Origin of the sequence: Pseudomonas sp. S3E12 (assembly GCF_001702295.1) — a bacterium.
GTDB lineage: Bacteria > Pseudomonadota > Gammaproteobacteria > Pseudomonadales > Pseudomonadaceae > Aquipseudomonas > Aquipseudomonas marginalis.
This window is the reverse complement of record NZ_MBDT01000030.1, coordinates 119443-136382: the sequence shown is the minus strand read 5'-3', so window position 1 is coordinate 136382 and position 16940 is coordinate 119443. Positions and strand designations below refer to the sequence as shown.

Genomic DNA, 16940 nt, shown 5'->3' with positions numbered 1-16940 from the left:
TTTTGGCTTACATCAGAACGCGGGCACGACTGCGCCGTTGTACTTCTTCTCGATGAAGGCTTTGACTTCCGGGCTGGTCAGGGCCTTGGACAGTTTCTGGATAGCGTCGCTGTCCTTGTTGTCCGGGCGCGCCACCAGGAAGTTCACGTACGGCGACTTGGCATCTTCGATGATCAGCGCGTCCTTGGCTGGGTTCAAGCCTGCTTCCAGGGCGTAGTTGGTGTTGATCAAGTCCAGGTCAACCTGGTCCAGCACCCGTGGCAGCAGGGCCGATTCCAGCTCCTTGAACTTCAGGTTCTTCGGGTTGCTGGCGATGTCTTTCGGCGTGGCCAGGGCGTTGGTCGGGTCTTTCAGGGTGATCACGCCGGCTTTCTGCAGCAGCAACAGGGCGCGGCCGCTGTTGGAGCCTTCGTTCGGGATGGCCACGGTGGCGCCATCCTTGAGCTCGGAAATATTCTTGATCTTTTTCGAGTAACCGCCGAAGGGTTCAACGTGCACGCCAACCACGGTGACCAGGTTGGTGCCCTTGCCCTTGTTGAAGTTTTCCAGGTACGGCAGGGTCTGGAAGTAGTTGGCGTCCAGGCGCTTCTCGGCAACCTGTACGTTTGGCTGTACGTAGTCGGTGAAAACTTTGATTTCCAGGTCCACGCCTTCTTTGGCGAGGGTTGGCTTGACCAGTTCGAGGATCTCGGCGTGCGGGATCGGGGTGGCGGCCACCACCAGTTTCTCGTTGGCCTGGGCGAAGCTTGCAGTCAGGGCAGCCGCCAATGCGGTAAACAACAGAACCTTTTTCATGCAGTGTCCTTATCGGAATTCCGGGGCGTCTCTGACGACCGTTTTTAGGTGGTGTGCCAGCGAAGTGCTATCGCGGCGTGGAATGGACAATACCTAGATTTTTTATTCCCGAACAATATCTTTTATTCACGTTGATATTCCATTTTGCTCATGTAGCTGCTTGTTCGCGTAGAAAGCTGCGCAAGGTTTCCTGCTCAGCCGGGCTGGCATTGGCGAAGATGCGCTGCACTTGCTCCAAGGGCGACCCCGCCACCGGCAGGTTCAGGTGTTCGGGCAGAATTTCGTCGCCGCTGCTCACCAGCAAGGCGAAGTGGATGACGTTCTCCAGCTCGCGGGTATTACCCGGCCAGCTGTGGTGTTCCAGTACGCGCTGGGCGGCGTCGCTGATCAACGGCACCGGCAGGTCCAGGCGCTGGCTGTAGATGCCGAGGAAGTATTCGGCCAACGACAGGATGTCCCCCACCCGCTCACGCAATGCCGGCAGATCCAACTGGCCTTCGCTCAGGTAATGGAACAGCCGCTCATGAAACTTGCCGGCGGCCACGGCCTGGGCCAGGTCGATGCTGGTGGCGGCCACCAAGCGCACGTCCACCGGGCTCGGCTGGTGGGCGCCCACGCGGGTGACTTCATGGTTTTCCAGGGCCGCCAGCAGTTTCACCTGGATCGGCAGCGGCAAGTCGCCGATCTCATCCAGATACAACGTGCCGCCATTCGCCGAGCCAAACCACCCGGCCCGGCTGCTGGCCGCGCCGCTGTGGGCGCCGGCGGCATAGCCAAACAACTCGGCGTCGGCGTAGGTTGGGCTGATGGCGCCGCAATTGACCGAGACAAACAAACCGGAGCGGTCGCTGCCCCGGTGAATATGCCGCGCCAGCAATTCTTTACCGCTGCCGGTCTCGCCTCGAATCAATACGGGCAAGGCGCGCGGGGCGAGATTTTCAAGGTCTTCGCGCAGCTTGCGCGAGCGCGGGTCGACAAACACCAGCGCCTTGGCGCGGATGCTCAGCGGGCTTTTTTCGGCGTCGGGGAAGGTCAGCAGCGGCTGACCAAAGGTTTCATGCAGACTCATGGCAGGCTCCCGCCCCAAATCCACTCAGGGACGGGGCGTTGAAAAAATATCAGGCGGTGCGCCGGGCGTGATGCTCCAGGCGGCTTTGCAGGCGATACAGGTAGGCAAACCCCTGCTCCCAGCGCTGGTGACCGGACTTCACATTGATATGCCCGGCCCCCGACAGAATGCCGGCTTCGGCGCCCCAGTTACGCGCCAGCTCCAGGGCCCGGGGGGCGCTGACGGCGCTGTCGTTATCGGAACTGACCACCTGGCTGGGAAACGGCAACAGGTCGGTCGGGATCGGCGCAAAGTTGCGCAGGGCAGGCGAGCACGCCGGACGTTCGACGTCCGCCGGAGCCACCAGCAAGGCACCGCGCACCTGCCGCAGGAACTGCACGGGTGCGGTGGCAGCCCAATGGGCCACGGTGATGCAGCCCAGGCTATGGGCGATCAGAATTACCGGGGTGCTGTCGGCGGCGATCGCCTCGGCCAGCGCGGCGACCCAATCTTCACGGCGCGGTGTGAGCCAATCGGCCTGCTCCACCCGTGCGCTGTTGGGCAGGCTGTTCTGCCAGTGACTTTGCCAATGATCTTCTGGCGATCCTTGCCAGCCCGGCACGATCAGATAACGAATCAACTCGCTGTGCATGGGTGTGCCCTCCTGCAGCGTTTAACGTTGTAGGACAGTATAGGGACGAGGGTTATATTCGTTAAGGAATAAGAAGCTATTTATTAATAACCAAAAACTCAAACCCACATTGACTCGATTTCACATTCAATTTGCAGTGGTTTCAGATGACGTGATTGGTACGAGGCATGCAGTCGATGGTGCGATCCACCACGGTCTTGGCCATGTCCAGCAAATGCCACACCGCATGGACTTTCGCGCGGTCGTGCGGCTGCAGGTGCTCACAACAGTCCCATACGGTGGCCGATGCGCTGTGGATCAGGGGAGCGATATAAAGTTGGGCGTCTTCGAAACAGAGGTTTTCGTTGGCGACAAGGCAGTCAACGGGTGGGTCGGGAAGTGCTTTGGTCATGGTGTAACTCCTATTGAACACGGGAGCGACCACTAACGCTGCTAAACGATAGGTGGCAGCTGTACGCGGGTTAGCAGACTGGCCAATAGGAACACCAGCGCACCCGAGGGTGCCCCACGCACAGCCACCATAAACGCGGATGCGAACCGTGTGCCTATTGAACTCAGGCTGCTAAACCCGATCACTGAAAACCAGCGACGGGCCGAAGACTAGCCATCCATTCCAACAGTCACAAGGCGGCGGGGATTGTCTCGGAAACGTCCTGCAATTTAAAGGGACACGGCTTGCTGGCCCTTTACAAATCATGACGAAATGCCAGCATCGATCACCTGATGAACTTTCTTGTAGGAAATATCTTCCATGACGGTTTTTTATGGCTCCGCTGACGACTTTTCGCTTTTCCGGAGAGTGGTGAGGTTAGTTAAATATTGACTCCAACCAACCCCGTAAATAATCGCAATGAATATAAATATAAGTACTTTCCACCACGAAATTTCTAAAGTCAGGCTTTCTAAAACCGCATTCAACGAACTACTGAGCGCAAAAGCCAGCTCCGAACCGGATGATCAAACTAATCGATTCGATGCAAAGCCTGCTTACATCGCCCCCCATCACTCGCAGACCCTCAGCGCAGAACTGCGCAATATACGAAAAATCGTTGATCACGAAAAACACGTCCTTATCCTAGATGGATTTAAAGTCGATGATCTTGCAGGTTTCAAATCTTTGATATGGACGTTCGGCTCTTTGCTGGGAGCGCCAATGGTGCAGAACCATCTTGGCCATAGGGTTATTGAGGTGTATGACCGGGGAGGTAAAAGCATTGAAGAAGGTGCGAGATATCATCAGACCCGTCAGGGCGCATATGTCCATAACGATGGCGTAAGCGATCCGCTCCCTATCGATTATTTGATTCTGGCTTGTGGCCAGAAAGCCTTACTCGGCGGCGAAAGTATTCTGATAGACGCAAGTGCGGTATACGCTGAATTAATGGCATTCCCTGAGGTACTGGAAGAACTTAAGTGCGATTTCTATTTTGAAAATCGAGGTATGGCGCAGGAAGAACAATTATTCAGAGCGCCAATCTTGAGCTTTTCAAATGAGGGCATCCCTTTGATTAGGTACTTCCGCGTCTATATCGAATCGGCCCACATCAAAGCGGGAGCGCCATTAACCCTGGCGCAAATACATGCATTGGATTTTCTAGATACAGTCCTTGATCAATCGTCAGTTCAACATCGAGTGCTGCTTGAACCAGGGCAGGTTCTTATTTCAGCTGACAACAAGTTTCTCCATACCCGAACGCATTTCATCGATAAGAGCGCTCCGCGCTTAGAGATTGATGACGCAGTCTCTTTGAAAGATCTCAATCGATACATGTTACGAATGTGGTTGCGCAAACGATGATCCCTCGCTGGCCATAAGGCACAACTTCATATTCCCATCACAAGCCGAGCCCCATGGACAACTCCAACATCGCGATCACCCTTGTTTTGATCTCCGCCTTCATGCACGCCACCTGGAACGCGGTCGTCCGGGCGGGGAGCAGTCGCTTCATGACCTTGGCCATGGTCGATGGTACGGCGTTGCTGATCTGCCTGGCGGCGTTGCCGCTGGTGAATACGCCAAGCCTGCAGGTGTGGGGCTACGTGCTGGTTTCCGTGGTGCTCAACACGGCCTATCGATTGTTTCTGATCAAAGCGTATGAAACCGGCGACTTTGGGCAGGTCTACCCGGTCATGCGCGGGGTGCCACCGGTTTTAGTCGCGCTGTTTTCCTATTTCCTGCTGCACGAGCAGCTATCGTTTCATGCCATGGCGGGGGTGTTGCTGATTTGCGTAGGCATTATCAGCCTGACATTCGTGCGCAGGATGTCCGCGCGTATGTTCAAACCAATTCTGATGGCGGTGTGCGCAGGTGCTTTCATCGCGTCCTACACAGTGGTGGATGCCAAAGGTGTCAGAGCCAGTGAGACGGTGCTGCAATACATCATCTATCTGACGGTATTCCAGAGCATTCCGATTCCGGCGCTGGCGTTTTTCAAGAAACGTCTGGAATTCGCAGAGGCCATTCGCAACCATTGGAAAGTCGGCGTAATGGGCGGCGTTTTTTACCTCGCTTCCTACGGCCTGGTGCTGTTCGCGCTGTCGCTGGATGCGGTGGCCAAGGTCTCAGCGTTGCGGGAAACCAGTGTTATTATCGGCGCCATTATTGCCGCGCTGTTTTTTCACGAGCGGTTCGGCTGGCGGCGGATGCTTTCGGCGTTCGTCATTGTTTGCGGGATCATCCTGATCAAAGTGAGCACCTGATGGGCCAACGTCCGCCACCTACACCCATGCTGCAAGCCTTTGTCAGTGCTGCACGAACAGGCAGTTTCGCCCGCGCAGCATCAGAGTTGAGCCTCACCGCCAGTGCCATCAGTCATCAGATCGCAGGTCTGGAAGAGTGGTGGGGCGTTCAGTTGTTCGAGCGCCATTCGCGGGGCGTCAACCTCACAACCGCCGGGCAGGCTTTGTTGCCGGTGACCGATGATTTTTTCAAAACCCTTGAGACGGTGTTGCACTCGCTGAATCCGCGCAAATCTCAGCCCCTTTATCTTTCGTGCACTTCGTCCCTGTGTTCGACCTGGCTAATCCCCAGAATGCATGGTTCCCATACCGACGCTTCATTCAATCTCGACCTGGTATTGACCAGTGCGGATATGAATAGCGCCAATCTCGGTGCCCATCAATTCGATGTTGCGATTGTGATGGGGTACGGCGACTACCCGGATCATCATGCCGAGCTTCTGATGCGCGATGCCGTGTTCCCGGTTTGCTCACCGGAGTTTCAACGCATGAATGGCGATATTTCGCTGACGGATATCGCGCGGTATCCACTCATTCACCGTGTGGACGATCAAGTGTGTCCAGGGTGGGAAAGCTGGTTTGCGTTCCAGGGCGTGGCAGCTGCGCCTTATCACCATGGGCCGCGCTTTCCGGACTCAAGCCTGGCAATCAGTCTGGCGGTGAAGGGTGGCGGGATTGCGCTGGCCAGGACAGCGTTGGTGTATGACCAGTTGGAAGAAGGTGCGTTAGTCACACTAGGCGGCCCGCTGATGATGTCGCCGGCGGCGTACTACGTTATTTGTAGGAATGGGCGGCAGTCGGAACCTGATATCGCTCGGTTGATTGACTGGCTTAAAGAGAGCGCTAGAAAGTTTCAGCAAGAAGTTGAAATCCGGTATCCGCAAATCGCTGGGGTTGGCGCACTTTGATCGTGTGATGTTACTGAAACGGAGGCAAAAAAAAGGCCGCACCCTGCCAAGGAAACGGCCAAAAAATTGTCGAGGCTTTTGCAACTAACGTGCGGTAATCACCGACAGCTTGGTAATCCCCGCGCGCTCGATAGACGCCATGGCTCGCGCCACTTCGCCGTAGTTCACACCATCGTCAGCCTGCAGTTGCACCCGCACATCGGGGTCCTTGGCCTTGGCCGCCTGCAGGTTGAATTCCAGCAGGTCCGGCTGGATTTCGTCCTTGTTGATAAACAGTTTGCCGGCGCCGTCGATGCTCACCACCAGCGGGTCCTTCTGCTCCACCGGGGCTACGGCCTCGGTCTTGGGCAGGTTGATCGGGATCGCATTGGTCAACAGCGGCGCGGTGACGATAAACACCACCAGCAGCACCAGCATCACGTCCACCAGCGGCGTGACGTTGATCTCGCTCAGTACCTCATCACTGTCTTGCGTGGAGAAGGCCATATCAGGATGCCTCCTTCACTTTTTGCGGGTTACCCGGCGCATGTTTAGTCAGGGCCGGGTGCAGCAGCACACGGAAAGAGTTCTTCTGCGCCAGGCTGTAGAAGTCGTGGGCAAAGTCATCCAGGTCGGCAGCCGTGAGCTTGAGGCGACGCAGGAAGTAGTTGTAGACCAGCACCGCCGGCACCGCGACGGCGATCCCCACTCCCGTGGCGACCAGGGCTGCACCAATGGGGCCGGCCACGGTTTCAAGGCTGGCGGAGCCGGCGGCGCTGATGCCCTTGAGCGCTTCCATGATCCCCCACACCGTGCCGAACAGGCCGATAAACGGCGAGGTGCTGCCGATACTGGCGACCACGGCCAGGCCGGTTTCCAGGGAGCGGCGTTCACGTACGATCTGCTGGCGCAGGGCACGCTCGAGGCGGTCCTGGTGGTTGATCGCCTGGCTCAGGTCGGCCGCGTGCGGCGCTTCCCCGACCTGGATCGCGGCGTAACCGGCCTGGGCCACACGGGCAGCGGCGCCAGGCTGGGTTTCGGCCAACTCGGCGGCCGAGTCGAGGCTCGACGCCGCCCAGAACTGTTTGTGGAACTTGCGATCCTGCGCTTTAAGGCGACCGAACTGCACGCCCTTGAGCAGGGCCAGGCCCCAGGTGGCGACCGAAAAGACCACCAGCAGCCAGATCACCGCGCTTTCGATGGATTCAAGTGGAGATGCTAATGCCATGATGTTTTCCCTCTGTACAAGTCGCGGCGTGTGGTGCACACCGCAGCGCAATAGTTAGTGAATCTTGAAGTCGATCGGTACGCTGACCCAGCCGTCCTGGGCCACATCGCCCTGCTTGGCCGGCACGAAGCTCCACCGCTTCACGGCGGTCAGTGCGGCGTCGTCGAGTTGCTGGCGACCGCTGCTTTTCTGGACCTGGATCTCGCCCGGCTTACCGCTGGCCAGTACATGCACCCGCAACAACACCGTGCCTTCCCAACCGCGACGCTGCGCCAGTGACGGGTACTCCGGCGCCGGGTTCTTGAGGTACGCGGCGTTGGCCGAAGCCGGTGTCACCGGGGCTGGCGCGGGCGGAGCGGGCGCGGGGGCCGGTGGCGCCGGTTGCGGTGGCGTGGGCGCCTGCTCCACCGGTTTCGGTGCGGGCTTGGGCTCAGGCTTTGGCACCGGCTTGGGCTTGGGCTTTGGAATCGGCTTGGGCGGCGCCGGCTTGGCGGCCAGCTCATCCACCACCGGCGGCGGTGGCTCGACAACAGGCGGTGGCGGTGGTGGCGGCACAGGCGGTGGCGGTTCCACCACGGGCGGTGCCGGCTGGGAAAATTCGATGGTCATCGGCGGAATTTCCGGCGGCACAATCGGCAGCACCGGCGTGGGTTTCTGGCTGACCCAATAAATCACTGCACCGTGCAGAGCCAGTACCAACAAACCGAGCAGGATCCCTTCGCGGCGACTGGAGAAGCGCTTCGGGGTTTGCTGCGTTCGCAATTGCCCCAACGGCGCGCGGTGCGGCCGGCCAAGGTCGACCAACTCACCACTCGGTGCCTGGCGCCATTGCGCCTCGGGTGCACTGGCGGCGGTCTGGACATTGCCCATTGATTGACTCCCTACGGTTTCGAAACAGAAAAACCGACGGGCCTGCGTGGAAGGCCGTCGAGGGCTGAATCATCGGGGCCAGACGCTTATCTCTTAAAGTAATCTTTGAAGTTATAGATAGATCAAATTTGAATAAACGAATGCTCTGCAAACACCAAAGCCCCGGCCGGCGTGGCCTGGCGCCGAGGTGGTTTTTTTTGATGCTTTTCAGGCATACAAAATATTCAGTTAAGGCATGGCTCAACGGGGCTGTTTGCGCACAAATCGAACAGTTCGGCCTGTAAGCACTGCCCCGCAGCACTCAGGCCATGACGGGCATACAACGCCAGGCGCACGCCTTGCACCACAGGCAAACCGCTGTCCGGCCCCAGTTCCACATGCCCTGGCTGCACGACCCGTCGCGGCAACAGACTCACACCCAACCCCGCCGCCACCGCCGAACACACGCTGGCCAGGCTGGCGCTGGAATAACCGATACGCCAGCGCCAGCCGCCCACTTCCAGGTGGTGCAGCATTTCATTGCGGTACAGGCCGCCCACCGGGAATGCCACCAACGGCAGAGGGTCGCGCCCCAGGCACGGCGTGCTGCGGCTGTCGACCCAACACAGCGGCTCGGGCCACGACGCCAGGCAGTCATCGCTGCTGCCCATCTGCTTGACCAGCAACACGTCGAATTCACCACTGCGGTATTGACGCTGCAACTCGGGGCCCAGGCCGCTGGTGACCTCCAGGCGCACCCGTGGATAGGCCAGCACAAATGCCGACAGCAACGGCATCAGGCGCTCGGCGGCAAAGTCTTCCGGCACCCCCAGGCGCAGCACGCCGTCGCTCTGTTGGTTGATCAACACATCGGTGGCTTCTTCATGCAGCGCGAGGATGCGCCGCGCATAGGCCAGCAAGCGTTCGCCCTCGGCGGTGGCGACCACGCGGCGCTGGTCGCGGTCCAGCAACTGGCACGCCACCGCCTCTTCCAGGCGGCGGATCTGCTGGCTCACGGTGGACTGGGTCAAGTGCAGGCGCTCGGCGGCGCGGGTGAAGTTGCCGCAGTCCACCACGGCGACAAAGCTGCGCAACAGCACGGGATCGAACATCAGCGTCACCATTCTCTTTGCCACTGGTTGGCATGGTTATATTTAATTTCAGAATACCTTCGGTGCTGGCCATACTCACGCCTCATTTGCCGACTGCAAGAGCGTTGCATGACCCTGAATAAATCCCTCGCCGGCTGGGGCCTGCTGGTGGTGCTCGGCCTGAACCTGCGGCCGATCCTCAGTTCCATCAGCCCGTTGCTCGGCGAAATCCGCCAGGCCACCGGCCTGAGTTTCCAGAGCAGCGCCCTGCTGACCAGCCTGCCGGTGGTATGCATGGGGCTGGTGGCGCTGGTGGGCGTGCGCGTGGAAGCCCGCCTCGGCGAACGGCGTGGCATCGCCCTGGGCCTGATGATGATCCTGCTGGCATGCCTGGCACGCTGGCTGATGGGCCAGGCGTCGGCGCTGCTGGTCACGGCGTTGCTCGGCGGTGCGGGTGTGGCGCTGATCCAGGCCTTGGTGCCGGCGATGATCAAGCGCGAATTCCGTCATCGCGTGCCGGTGGCGATGGGTGTGTACTCGGCTTCGCTGATGGCGGGCGGCGGGCTGGCAGCGCTGCTCAGCCCGATGGTGGCCACGCATTTCCAGGAATGGCAGGCGGGATTGGGGGTGTGGCTGCTGCCGGCGTTGGGTGCCTTGCTGCTATGGGCCTGGCTGCCCCTGGGCGCGGCCAGAAATCCACAGGTGGTGCCGGCCTTCAAGGACCTGCGCAATCGCCGCGCCTGGTTGCTGGCGCTGTATTTCGGCCTGGTCAATTGCGGCTACATGAGCCTGGTGGCGTGGCTGCCGGCCTACTATCAGCAACTGGGTTGGGGCGTGCTGCCCAGCGGTTCGCTGCTGGCGTTCATGACCATCTTCCAGGTGCTCGCCGCGTTGTTGATGCCGGTGCTGGCGCAGCGCGGTATCGACCGTCGGCCGCTGCTGGGCATCGCCCTGCTGGCCCAGACCGTGGGTTACCTCGGCCTGATCGTCGCGCCGCAGGAATATCCGCACCTCTGGGTGGCGTTGTGCGGCTTCGGCCTGGGCGCATGTTTCGCCCTGAGCCTGCTGTTGACCCTCGACCACCATCGCGACCCACGCCAGGCCGGGCAACTGGCGGCCTTTGTGCAAGGCGTGGGCTTCTTGATCAATGCGGTGTCGCCATGGCTGACCGGCTGGCTGCGCGGGCTGACCGGCAACTTTGTCAGCGCCTGGGTGGTGCTGACGGTCACGGCGGTGGCGATGCTGGTGGTGACGCGCGTGTTCAGCCCGGCCACCTATCGCACGGGGCTAGAAGTCATAGCGCCCGGTCACTCCTAACGTACGCGGCGTACCGAGCAGGCCTTCGTAGCCGCCGTTCCCCCCCGTCCACAGCGTGGTGTAGTAGGTCTTGTCGAAGGCGTTTTTCAGCCATAACGACACGTCCCACTGCCCTTGCTCATAGTTGCCACGCAGGCCGGTGGACAGGTTGACCACGGCGTACGCAGGAATCTGTCCATAGTCGGAGTCCTCTACCGTGCCCACGGCCTTGGAGCGGAAGGCATAGCTGGCGGTGACGTAGGGTTCGAAGCCGTTATCCAGGTTCCACTTGTATTCGCCGTTGGCGTTGGCGATCCATTTCGAGGCCCCCACCACTTGGTGCCCACTCAGGTCACAGGAGGCCGGCGCACCGGGGCGCAGACTGACTTCCGGCGGGCACGGCGCATCTTTGTAAGACAGGTAGCTCACATCGTTGAACGAGCCGTTGAGGTTCAGCGTCAGGCCCTTGATCGGCACCAGGGTGCTTTCCACCTCGACGCCCCGCGAGCGCACCGAACCGGCGTTGGTCAGGTACTGCACACGGTTGTCCTGGTCATAGGCATTGGTCTGGTAGCCGTTGACCTGGGTCCAGAACAGGTTGGCATTGAGCTGCAGCCGCCGGTCCCACAGGGTGCTTTTGAAGCCCAGTTCGGCGTTATTGGCGCGCTCGGTGCCGATCAACAGCGAGTCGGCCCCGGCCGTCGGTGCCGAGCCTACCGCCAGGTTGACCCCGCCGGACTTCTCGCCATGGGACAGCGTCGCGTAGCCCAGCAGGTTTTCGTTAAAGCGGTAGCTCAGGTTGAGCAAACCCGAGGGGCTGGTGCTGTATTGCGTGAGGTCGCCGGAATCGTACGCCCCCGCGCGGCCGCGTCGAGCCGTCGCGGCAGCACCGGTGACCGCCGCACCGCCAAGGGGAGCGTTGCGCGTGACCCAGGCACTTTTTTCTTCATAGGTGCCACGCAGGCCGGCGGTGAAATCCAGGCGCTCGGTGAAGTGCCAGGTGCCCTGGGCAAACAAGGCAAAACTGTCGGTGCGAATGTGCCCGTTGCCGACGCTGCTGACGTTGGCCAATGCGCCGGCTGGCGTGCCGTTCCAGATGTCGGCCTGGGGCCCGTAATAGGAAAAGGATTTGTTGTCCAGCGAGTTGCCGAAGTAGTAGGCACCGAGCACGTAATCGAAGAAACCGCCGGTGGGCGACGCCAGCCGGAATTCCTGGGACCACTGCTTATCTTCCACCGACACCCCGGCGTTATACGACGCCGGCACGTTAAGGCCGTCGTCGTTACGCGGGGTGAAATTCCAGAAGCGATAGGAACTGACCGAGGTCAGGGTGAAATCACTCGGCAACGTCCAGTTGGCCTCCAGCGACGTACCGCCCTGGAACACGGTGACGTGCTGGTCGCTGTCCAGGTTGACCTTGCGGTGGGTGCCATCGACCAGGGTCGCGCCTGCCGCGTTGGCCCGCGACTGGTAGAGGTTGGTGCCGTTGATGGTCGGCCCGGTGCTGTACAGCACACGGGTGCCGGCGCTGGAATCCTCTTCGTTGTAATCGCCGATCCAGCGCAGGTTGAAGGTCTCGCTGGGCTTGTACAGCAGTTGCCCGCGAAAGCCCTGGCGCGAGCCGCCGTTGAGGTCATGGCCGTTGTATTCGTTCTTGATGTCGCCGTCGCTGCGGGTGCGATAGGCCGAGAAACGCCCCGCCAGGTCATCGGTGAGCGGGCCGGAAATCGTACCCTTGGTCTGGAAGTAGCCATCCTCGCCCAGCGAGGTTTCAATGCTGCGCTCCGGGGTAAAACTCGGCGCGCGCGTGCTGATGTTGATCACCCCGGCGGTGGTGTTTTTGCCGAACAAGGTGCCTTGCGGGCCGCGCAAGACTTCAAGCTGCTCGATGTCCATCAGGTCGAACACCGCCATGCCCGGCCGCCCGAGATACACGTTGTCGATATACAGCCCTACGCTGCCTTCCAGGCCATCGCTGGCCGGGTTGTTGCCAAGCCCGCGGATCGACACGCTGGACTGGCGCGCATGCATGTAGGCGACGTTGACGCTGGGCACCAGTTGCTGCAGATCCTGAATCCGATACACCCGCTGGCTCTCCAGGGCCTGCCCGCCGATCACGCTCATGGGCGTCGGCACTGCCTGGGCGCTTTCGGTGCGCCGCCGGGCGGTGACGGTGACCGTCTCCAACTCGCCGCCGGCGCTTTCGCCCTTGCTTACCGGCGCGGGTGTTTCGGCGGCCTGGGTCGGCGACCAACTGGAACTGCCGGCCACCAGAATGGCCAGGGGCAAGGACTTCAACAGACTCATAAGCGGCTCCGGAACCCGGAAATATCCATCGAGAGATATTCCTTTAGGTTATTTATTTATGTTTTTACGAACATTTACTGCATAAGAGATAGCCTTTATAAGGAGTCGACCTAATGCATAGCCAATGCATTTCCCGGATATTTTTGATGTGAAAAATGCATATCGATCTGCGCCAGCTTCGTCACTTCATCGCCCTTGCCGAACAACGCAGTTTTGTCGCCGCCGCGTTGACGGTGAACCTGTCGCAATCGGCGTTCAGTCGCAGTATCCAGGCCCTGGAACACAGCGCCGGTTGCCAGCTGATTGACCGTGGCCGCAAAGACCTGGCGCCGACCAAACAAGGCCAGGTATTGCTGGAGCATGCCCGGCGCCTGGTCAGCGGTGCGCAGCAGTTGGCCAATGAGATCAGCCAGTTCAATGGCCTGGAGGCGGGAGAATTGCGCTTCGGTTGCGGCCCGGCACCGGCCGGCGGCTTGATCCCCCGCGCCATCGGCAGTTTTATCGGGCGCTACCCCAAGGCACGGGTGCAGTACCAGGTGGACGACTGGCAAAGCCTGAGCAAACGCCTGCTCAGTGAAGAGTTCGAGTTTTTCGTCGCCGACACCCGCCACTTCGAGGCCAACCCGGACTATCACACTCACCGCCTGCGCCCGCGCCGCTGGTATTTTTGCTGCCGCGCCGGCCACCCCCTGGCCGGGCGTGGCAGCGTAAGCGCCGCCGAGCTGATGAGTTACCCGCTGGCCGTGACCATCCGCCCGCCCAACCTGCGCAAGGTCATCGTCGACCTCAGCGGCCGGCCCGATTTCCTGCCCAATGTCGAATGCGAGAACGGCTATAGCCTGATGGGCGTGGTGCTGCGCTCCGACGCCATCGGCATCGTCAGCGCCAACAGCGACGTGCTGCACATGGCCCGGGGCGAACTGGTGTGCTTGACGATCGAGGGTCTGGCGGAGGATCTGGAGGAGCGTTACACCCGCTACGGCATCGTCAGCCGTGCGGGGTATCGCTTGTCGCCGCTGGCCGAAGCGATGATCGAGCAGATCAAGCAGATCGATGAGTTGGATGAAGAGGTGTGCGCGCTGGAGAACGTCGCGGTCTAGGCCATGCATTCACTGCATCAAAGCCAGTCCCCAAATGCACTTGCCAGCCCCCTGCCCGAACGGCGAAAAACCTCACCTGTCCTCCGTCTGGTGAAGCCCCATGTCCCACCCCAAACCCGTGCGCAACGTGCTGTACATCATGTGCGACCAACTGCGCCGCGATTACTTGTCGTGCTACGGCCACGCCCACTTGCACACGCCGAACATCGATCGCCTGGCTGCCGCCGGTGTGCGCTTCAGCCGCGCCTACACCCAGGGCACCATCTGCGGGCCCTCGCGCATGTCGGCCTATACCGGGCGCTACGTCAGCAGCCACCAGGTGGCGTGGAACGCGGTGCCGTTGCCCCTGGAAGAACTGACCCTCGGCGACTACCTGCGCCCCCACGGCATCCGCACGGCGCTGGTCGGCAAGACCCACGCCACGCCCAATGTGGACGCCTTGCAACGCCTGAATATCGACCCTGACAGCAAGCAGGCCGAGCCGTTGAACGAGGTTGGCTTCGAGGCGTACCTGCGTCACGACGGCATCTACCCCGACAGCCCGCTGTTCGAGGATAAACGCGAGTCCGCGCCCTACACCCATTACCTGCGCGAGCAGGGCTACAGTGGCGCCAACCCGTGGCACGAATGGGCCAATGCGGCAGCCGGTGAAAACGGCGAAGTGCTCAGCGGTTGGCACATGCGCAATGCAGGCCTGCCCGCGCGCGTGGCAGAGGAACACTCGGAAACCGTCTACACCACCGACCGCGCGATCGACTTTATCCGTGAGCAGGCCGAACAACCGTGGTGCCTGCACCTGTCGTATATCAAGCCACACTGGCCCTACATCGCACCGGCGCCGTATCACGCGCTGTATGGCGCCGAGCATATCCAGGCACCGATCCAGCCTGGGGAGACCAGCGATCACCCGGTGTACCAGGCGTTCCGCCAGCACCAGGAGAGCCTGAATTTTTCCCGTGACGAGGTACGGCTCACGGTGATTCCCACCTACATGGGCTTGATCAAACAGGTCGACGACCAACTCGGGCGCCTGTTCGATTTCCTGCAAGGCAATGGCCGTTGGGACGACACCCTGATCGTGTTCACCAGCGACCACGGCGATTTCCTCGGCGATCACTTCCTCGGCGAAAAAGAATTTCTGCTGGAACCTGCGGTGGGCATTCCGCTGATCGTGCGCGACCCACGCGCCGCCGCCGATACCCGCCGTGGCACGGTGGACGCGCGCTTGGTGGAAACCATCGATGCGCTGCCGACCTTCCTCGACGCCCTGGGTTTACCAGCGGCCGAGCATCGCCTGGAGGGCCGCTCGCTGATCCCGCTGCTGCACGGCCAGGAAACCAACTGGCGCCGCTACGCCATCGCCGAGTACGACTACGCCTTCCAGGCCCCGGCCCGCGAACGCCTGGCGCAACCCATCGACCGTTGCCGGATGACCATGGTGCGCAGCGACCGCTGGAAATACCTGGCGTACGACGGCTTTCGCCCACAGCTGTTCGACCTGGAAAACGACCCGCAGGAACTGCACGACCTGGGCAACGACCCGGCCTATGCCGAAGTGCGCGAAACCCATTTGGGGTATCTGTTCGAATGGCTGCGCGGGCTGAAGCGGCGCACCACCATCAGCCACGCAGAGATCGATCTGCGTGGCCAACGGTTTCGGTATGGTGAGCCGGAGGCGGAGAAAGTGGTGCAGATCGGCGTGTGGTAAACCACACATCGAATGTTGGGGGCTCCACTGCCTCTTCGAAGTAGCGTTGTCGCGCAGCAAACGGGTACCTCTGTGGTGAGCGGGCTTGTCCCGCGTTGGGCTGCGCAGCAGCCCCAGAACCAGGCGCAGAGGAGTGCCTGATACACCGCATTCGTCTTCATCAGGGGCGCTTCGCACCCCAGCGCGGGACAAGCCCGCTCACCACGGGTACGGTGTTCACCCTTGCCTGACTGGCATCAGGGCTTGCCCCCTCCCACATCAGAGACCTTTGGTGGTCTGGCTGCGCTGCCCGTGCACGCCCACCGGCACATCGCCCTTGAGCGTCACCCGGCGCACGATGCGTTCCTGGGTGCCGTAGTCGTCGACGGCGTAATGCTGGGTGGCGCGGTTGTCCCAGATCGCCACGTCGCCGGTGTTCCAGCGCCAGCGCACGGTGTTTTCCAGGCGGGTGACGTGGCTTTGCAGCAGGTTGAACAGCTGGGTCGAGTCCGCCTGGGAATAACCTTTCAGGCGCTTGACGAAGTGCCCCAGCAGCAGGGTTTTCTCGCCACTGACCGGATGCACGCGCACCACCGGGTGCTCGGTCTCGTACACCGTCGAGGTGAACACCTTGCGGTATGCCTCAAGCCGCTCGGCCGACACATCCGGCTTGAGCGCGGCGTAGTCGTATTCGTTGCTGTGCACCGCCCACAAGTTATCCGCTAGGGCGCGCAGTTCGACGCTGAGGTCGTTGTAGGCGCTTGAGGTGTTGGCCCAGACCGTGTCGCCACCGGATTTGGGCGCCAGCACCGAACGCAGCACCGAGGCTTTCGGGTAGGCATCGACGAAGGTCACATCGGTGTGCCAGGAATTGGCGCGCTGCCCACGGGTGCCGTCCAGCTCCATGAGGAAGCGCGTGCCGTCGCGCACCGGCACCGTCGGGTGGGCAATCGGCTCGCCGAGCAGATGGGCGAAGGCTTCCTGGCTCTGGTCATCGAGGTGAGTCTGCTCACGGAAGAAGATCACCTTGTACTGCACCAGCGCCTGCTGGATGGCTTCGACCGTGGCGGCATCCAGATCGCCGGACAGTGTGATACCGCGAATCTCGGCGCCGATGCGGCCGGCGACCGGGTGAATATCCAGCGCCTGGGCGACGGGTTGAACAGCTAATGCGGCGTTGCTCATGGTGGTGACCCTCTTGTGCCTGCTGATGGGGACGCTTTCCGGCAACGCTCTATCCATATGCAATTTAGGTCTAGCA

Annotated in this window: 16 protein-coding genes; 6 read left to right on the top strand and 10 right to left on the bottom strand. The window is 61.0% G+C overall.

Annotated elements, in window-relative coordinates; translation table 11 throughout:
* Positions 1-12: 12 nt before the first annotated feature.
* From BB029_RS24170 to BB029_RS24155, 4 genes are all read right to left on the bottom strand, one after another.
* A complete protein-coding gene (locus BB029_RS24170; RefSeq protein ID WP_027607851.1) occupies positions 13-795 on the bottom strand; it encodes a MetQ/NlpA family ABC transporter substrate-binding protein in 783 nt (260 codons plus the stop codon).
* 148 nt (positions 796-943) lie between these two features.
* Positions 944-1864: a sigma 54-interacting transcriptional regulator gene (locus BB029_RS24165; protein ID WP_065941073.1), complete on the bottom strand. Its 921-nt coding sequence runs from the start codon at positions 1862-1864 to the stop codon at positions 944-946.
* A 49-nt stretch (positions 1865-1913) separates the two neighbouring features.
* Positions 1914-2495: an alpha/beta hydrolase gene (locus BB029_RS24160; protein WP_024072766.1), complete on the bottom strand. Its 582-nt coding sequence runs from the start codon at positions 2493-2495 to the stop codon at positions 1914-1916.
* Between the two features lie 142 nt (positions 2496-2637).
* The gene (locus BB029_RS24155; RefSeq protein ID WP_065941072.1) at positions 2638-2886 is read right to left on the bottom strand and encodes a hypothetical protein; all 249 of its coding nucleotides are present in this window, start codon (positions 2884-2886) and stop codon (positions 2638-2640) included.
* Between the two features lie 459 nt (positions 2887-3345).
* On the opposite strand from BB029_RS24155, the gene BB029_RS24150 reads away from it, so the two are divergent.
* The 3 genes from BB029_RS24150 to BB029_RS24140 are packed head-to-tail and all read left to right on the top strand — an operon-like array spanning position 3346 to position 6142.
* On the top strand, positions 3346-4293 hold the full coding sequence (locus tag BB029_RS24150; RefSeq protein ID WP_065941071.1) for a TauD/TfdA family dioxygenase: 948 nt from the start codon (positions 3346-3348) through the stop codon (positions 4291-4293).
* A gap of 53 nt (positions 4294-4346) precedes the next feature.
* Positions 4347-5195 (top strand): EamA family transporter, encoded by an 849-nt coding sequence (locus BB029_RS24145; protein WP_065941070.1) that lies wholly within the window; start codon positions 4347-4349, stop codon positions 5193-5195.
* Positions 5195-6142: a LysR substrate-binding domain-containing protein gene (locus BB029_RS24140; RefSeq protein ID WP_065941069.1), complete on the top strand. Its 948-nt coding sequence runs from the start codon at positions 5195-5197 to the stop codon at positions 6140-6142. Before BB029_RS24145 ends, BB029_RS24140 begins: the two co-directional genes overlap by 1 nt.
* Positions 6143-6226: 84 nt before the next feature.
* Here the strand turns inward: BB029_RS24140 and BB029_RS24135 are convergent, their stop codons facing one another.
* From BB029_RS24135 to BB029_RS24120, 4 genes are all read right to left on the bottom strand, one after another.
* Entirely contained in the window at positions 6227-6628 is a 402-nt protein-coding gene (locus BB029_RS24135; RefSeq protein ID WP_010565408.1) for a biopolymer transporter ExbD, read from the bottom strand.
* Position 6629: 1 nt separating this feature from the next.
* The gene (locus BB029_RS24130; RefSeq protein WP_027607855.1) at positions 6630-7349 is read right to left on the bottom strand and encodes a MotA/TolQ/ExbB proton channel family protein; all 720 of its coding nucleotides are present in this window, start codon (positions 7347-7349) and stop codon (positions 6630-6632) included.
* Between the two features lie 54 nt (positions 7350-7403).
* Positions 7404-8219 (bottom strand): energy transducer TonB, encoded by an 816-nt coding sequence (locus BB029_RS24125; protein WP_012721645.1) that lies wholly within the window; start codon positions 8217-8219, stop codon positions 7404-7406.
* Positions 8220-8443: 224 nt separating this feature from the next.
* Positions 8444-9310 (bottom strand): LysR family transcriptional regulator, encoded by an 867-nt coding sequence (locus BB029_RS24120; RefSeq protein ID WP_065941143.1) that lies wholly within the window; start codon positions 9308-9310, stop codon positions 8444-8446.
* Between the two features lie 108 nt (positions 9311-9418).
* Between BB029_RS24120 and BB029_RS24115 the strand changes: the two genes are divergently transcribed.
* Positions 9419-10606: a CynX/NimT family MFS transporter gene (locus tag BB029_RS24115; protein WP_065941068.1), complete on the top strand. Its 1188-nt coding sequence runs from the start codon at positions 9419-9421 to the stop codon at positions 10604-10606.
* On the opposite strand, the gene BB029_RS24110 is transcribed toward BB029_RS24115, so the two are convergent.
* Positions 10577-12892 carry a TonB-dependent receptor gene (locus BB029_RS24110; RefSeq protein ID WP_065941067.1) on the bottom strand — a complete coding sequence of 772 codons (2316 nt, stop codon included), beginning with the start codon at positions 12890-12892 and terminating at the stop codon, positions 10577-10579. The two genes, BB029_RS24115 and BB029_RS24110, sit on opposite strands and share 30 nt — an antisense overlap.
* 155 nt (positions 12893-13047) lie before the next feature.
* Here BB029_RS24110 and BB029_RS24105 point away from each other — a divergent pair, with 155 nt between their 5' ends.
* Positions 13048-13992, top strand: a complete 945-nt coding sequence (locus tag BB029_RS24105; protein ID WP_065941066.1) for a LysR family transcriptional regulator — start codon at positions 13048-13050, stop codon at positions 13990-13992.
* 100 nt (positions 13993-14092) lie between these two features.
* The gene (locus tag BB029_RS24100; RefSeq protein WP_065941065.1) at positions 14093-15700 is read left to right on the top strand and encodes an alkaline phosphatase family protein; all 1608 of its coding nucleotides are present in this window, start codon (positions 14093-14095) and stop codon (positions 15698-15700) included.
* A 258-nt stretch (positions 15701-15958) separates the two neighbouring features.
* Here the strand turns inward: BB029_RS24100 and BB029_RS24095 are convergent, their stop codons facing one another.
* Entirely contained in the window at positions 15959-16864 is a 906-nt protein-coding gene (locus BB029_RS24095; RefSeq protein ID WP_065941064.1) for a TauD/TfdA family dioxygenase, read from the bottom strand.
* Between the last annotated feature and the right edge of the window lie 76 nt (positions 16865-16940).

Excerpts from the sequence above, each read along its gene's own strand:
- BB029_RS24170 (WP_027607851.1), bottom strand. The coding sequence starts at position 795 with ATGAAAAAGGTTCTGTTGTTTACCGCATTGGCGGCTGCCCTGACTGCA.
- BB029_RS24165 (WP_065941073.1), bottom strand. The coding sequence starts at position 1,864 with ATGAGTCTGCATGAAACCTTTGGTCAGCCGCTGCTGACCTTCCCCGAC.
- BB029_RS24160 (WP_024072766.1), bottom strand. The coding sequence starts at position 2,495 with ATGCACAGCGAGTTGATTCGTTATCTGATCGTGCCGGGCTGGCAAGGA.
- BB029_RS24155 (WP_065941072.1), bottom strand. The coding sequence starts at position 2,886 with ATGACCAAAGCACTTCCCGACCCACCCGTTGACTGCCTTGTCGCCAAC.
- BB029_RS24150 (WP_065941071.1), top strand. The coding sequence starts at position 3,346 with ATGAATATAAATATAAGTACTTTCCACCACGAAATTTCTAAAGTCAGG.
- BB029_RS24145 (WP_065941070.1), top strand. The coding sequence starts at position 4,347 with ATGGACAACTCCAACATCGCGATCACCCTTGTTTTGATCTCCGCCTTC.
- BB029_RS24140 (WP_065941069.1), top strand. The coding sequence starts at position 5,195 with ATGGGCCAACGTCCGCCACCTACACCCATGCTGCAAGCCTTTGTCAGT.
- BB029_RS24135 (WP_010565408.1), bottom strand. The coding sequence starts at position 6,628 with ATGGCCTTCTCCACGCAAGACAGTGATGAGGTACTGAGCGAGATCAAC.
- BB029_RS24130 (WP_027607855.1), bottom strand. The coding sequence starts at position 7,349 with ATGGCATTAGCATCTCCACTTGAATCCATCGAAAGCGCGGTGATCTGG.
- BB029_RS24125 (WP_012721645.1), bottom strand. The coding sequence starts at position 8,219 with ATGGGCAATGTCCAGACCGCCGCCAGTGCACCCGAGGCGCAATGGCGC.
- BB029_RS24120 (WP_065941143.1), bottom strand. The coding sequence starts at position 9,310 with ATGTTCGATCCCGTGCTGTTGCGCAGCTTTGTCGCCGTGGTGGACTGC.
- BB029_RS24115 (WP_065941068.1), top strand. The coding sequence starts at position 9,419 with ATGACCCTGAATAAATCCCTCGCCGGCTGGGGCCTGCTGGTGGTGCTC.
- BB029_RS24110 (WP_065941067.1), bottom strand. The coding sequence starts at position 12,892 with ATGAGTCTGTTGAAGTCCTTGCCCCTGGCCATTCTGGTGGCCGGCAGT.
- BB029_RS24105 (WP_065941066.1), top strand. The coding sequence starts at position 13,048 with ATGCATATCGATCTGCGCCAGCTTCGTCACTTCATCGCCCTTGCCGAA.
- BB029_RS24100 (WP_065941065.1), top strand. The coding sequence starts at position 14,093 with ATGTCCCACCCCAAACCCGTGCGCAACGTGCTGTACATCATGTGCGAC.
- BB029_RS24095 (WP_065941064.1), bottom strand. The coding sequence starts at position 16,864 with ATGAGCAACGCCGCATTAGCTGTTCAACCCGTCGCCCAGGCGCTGGAT.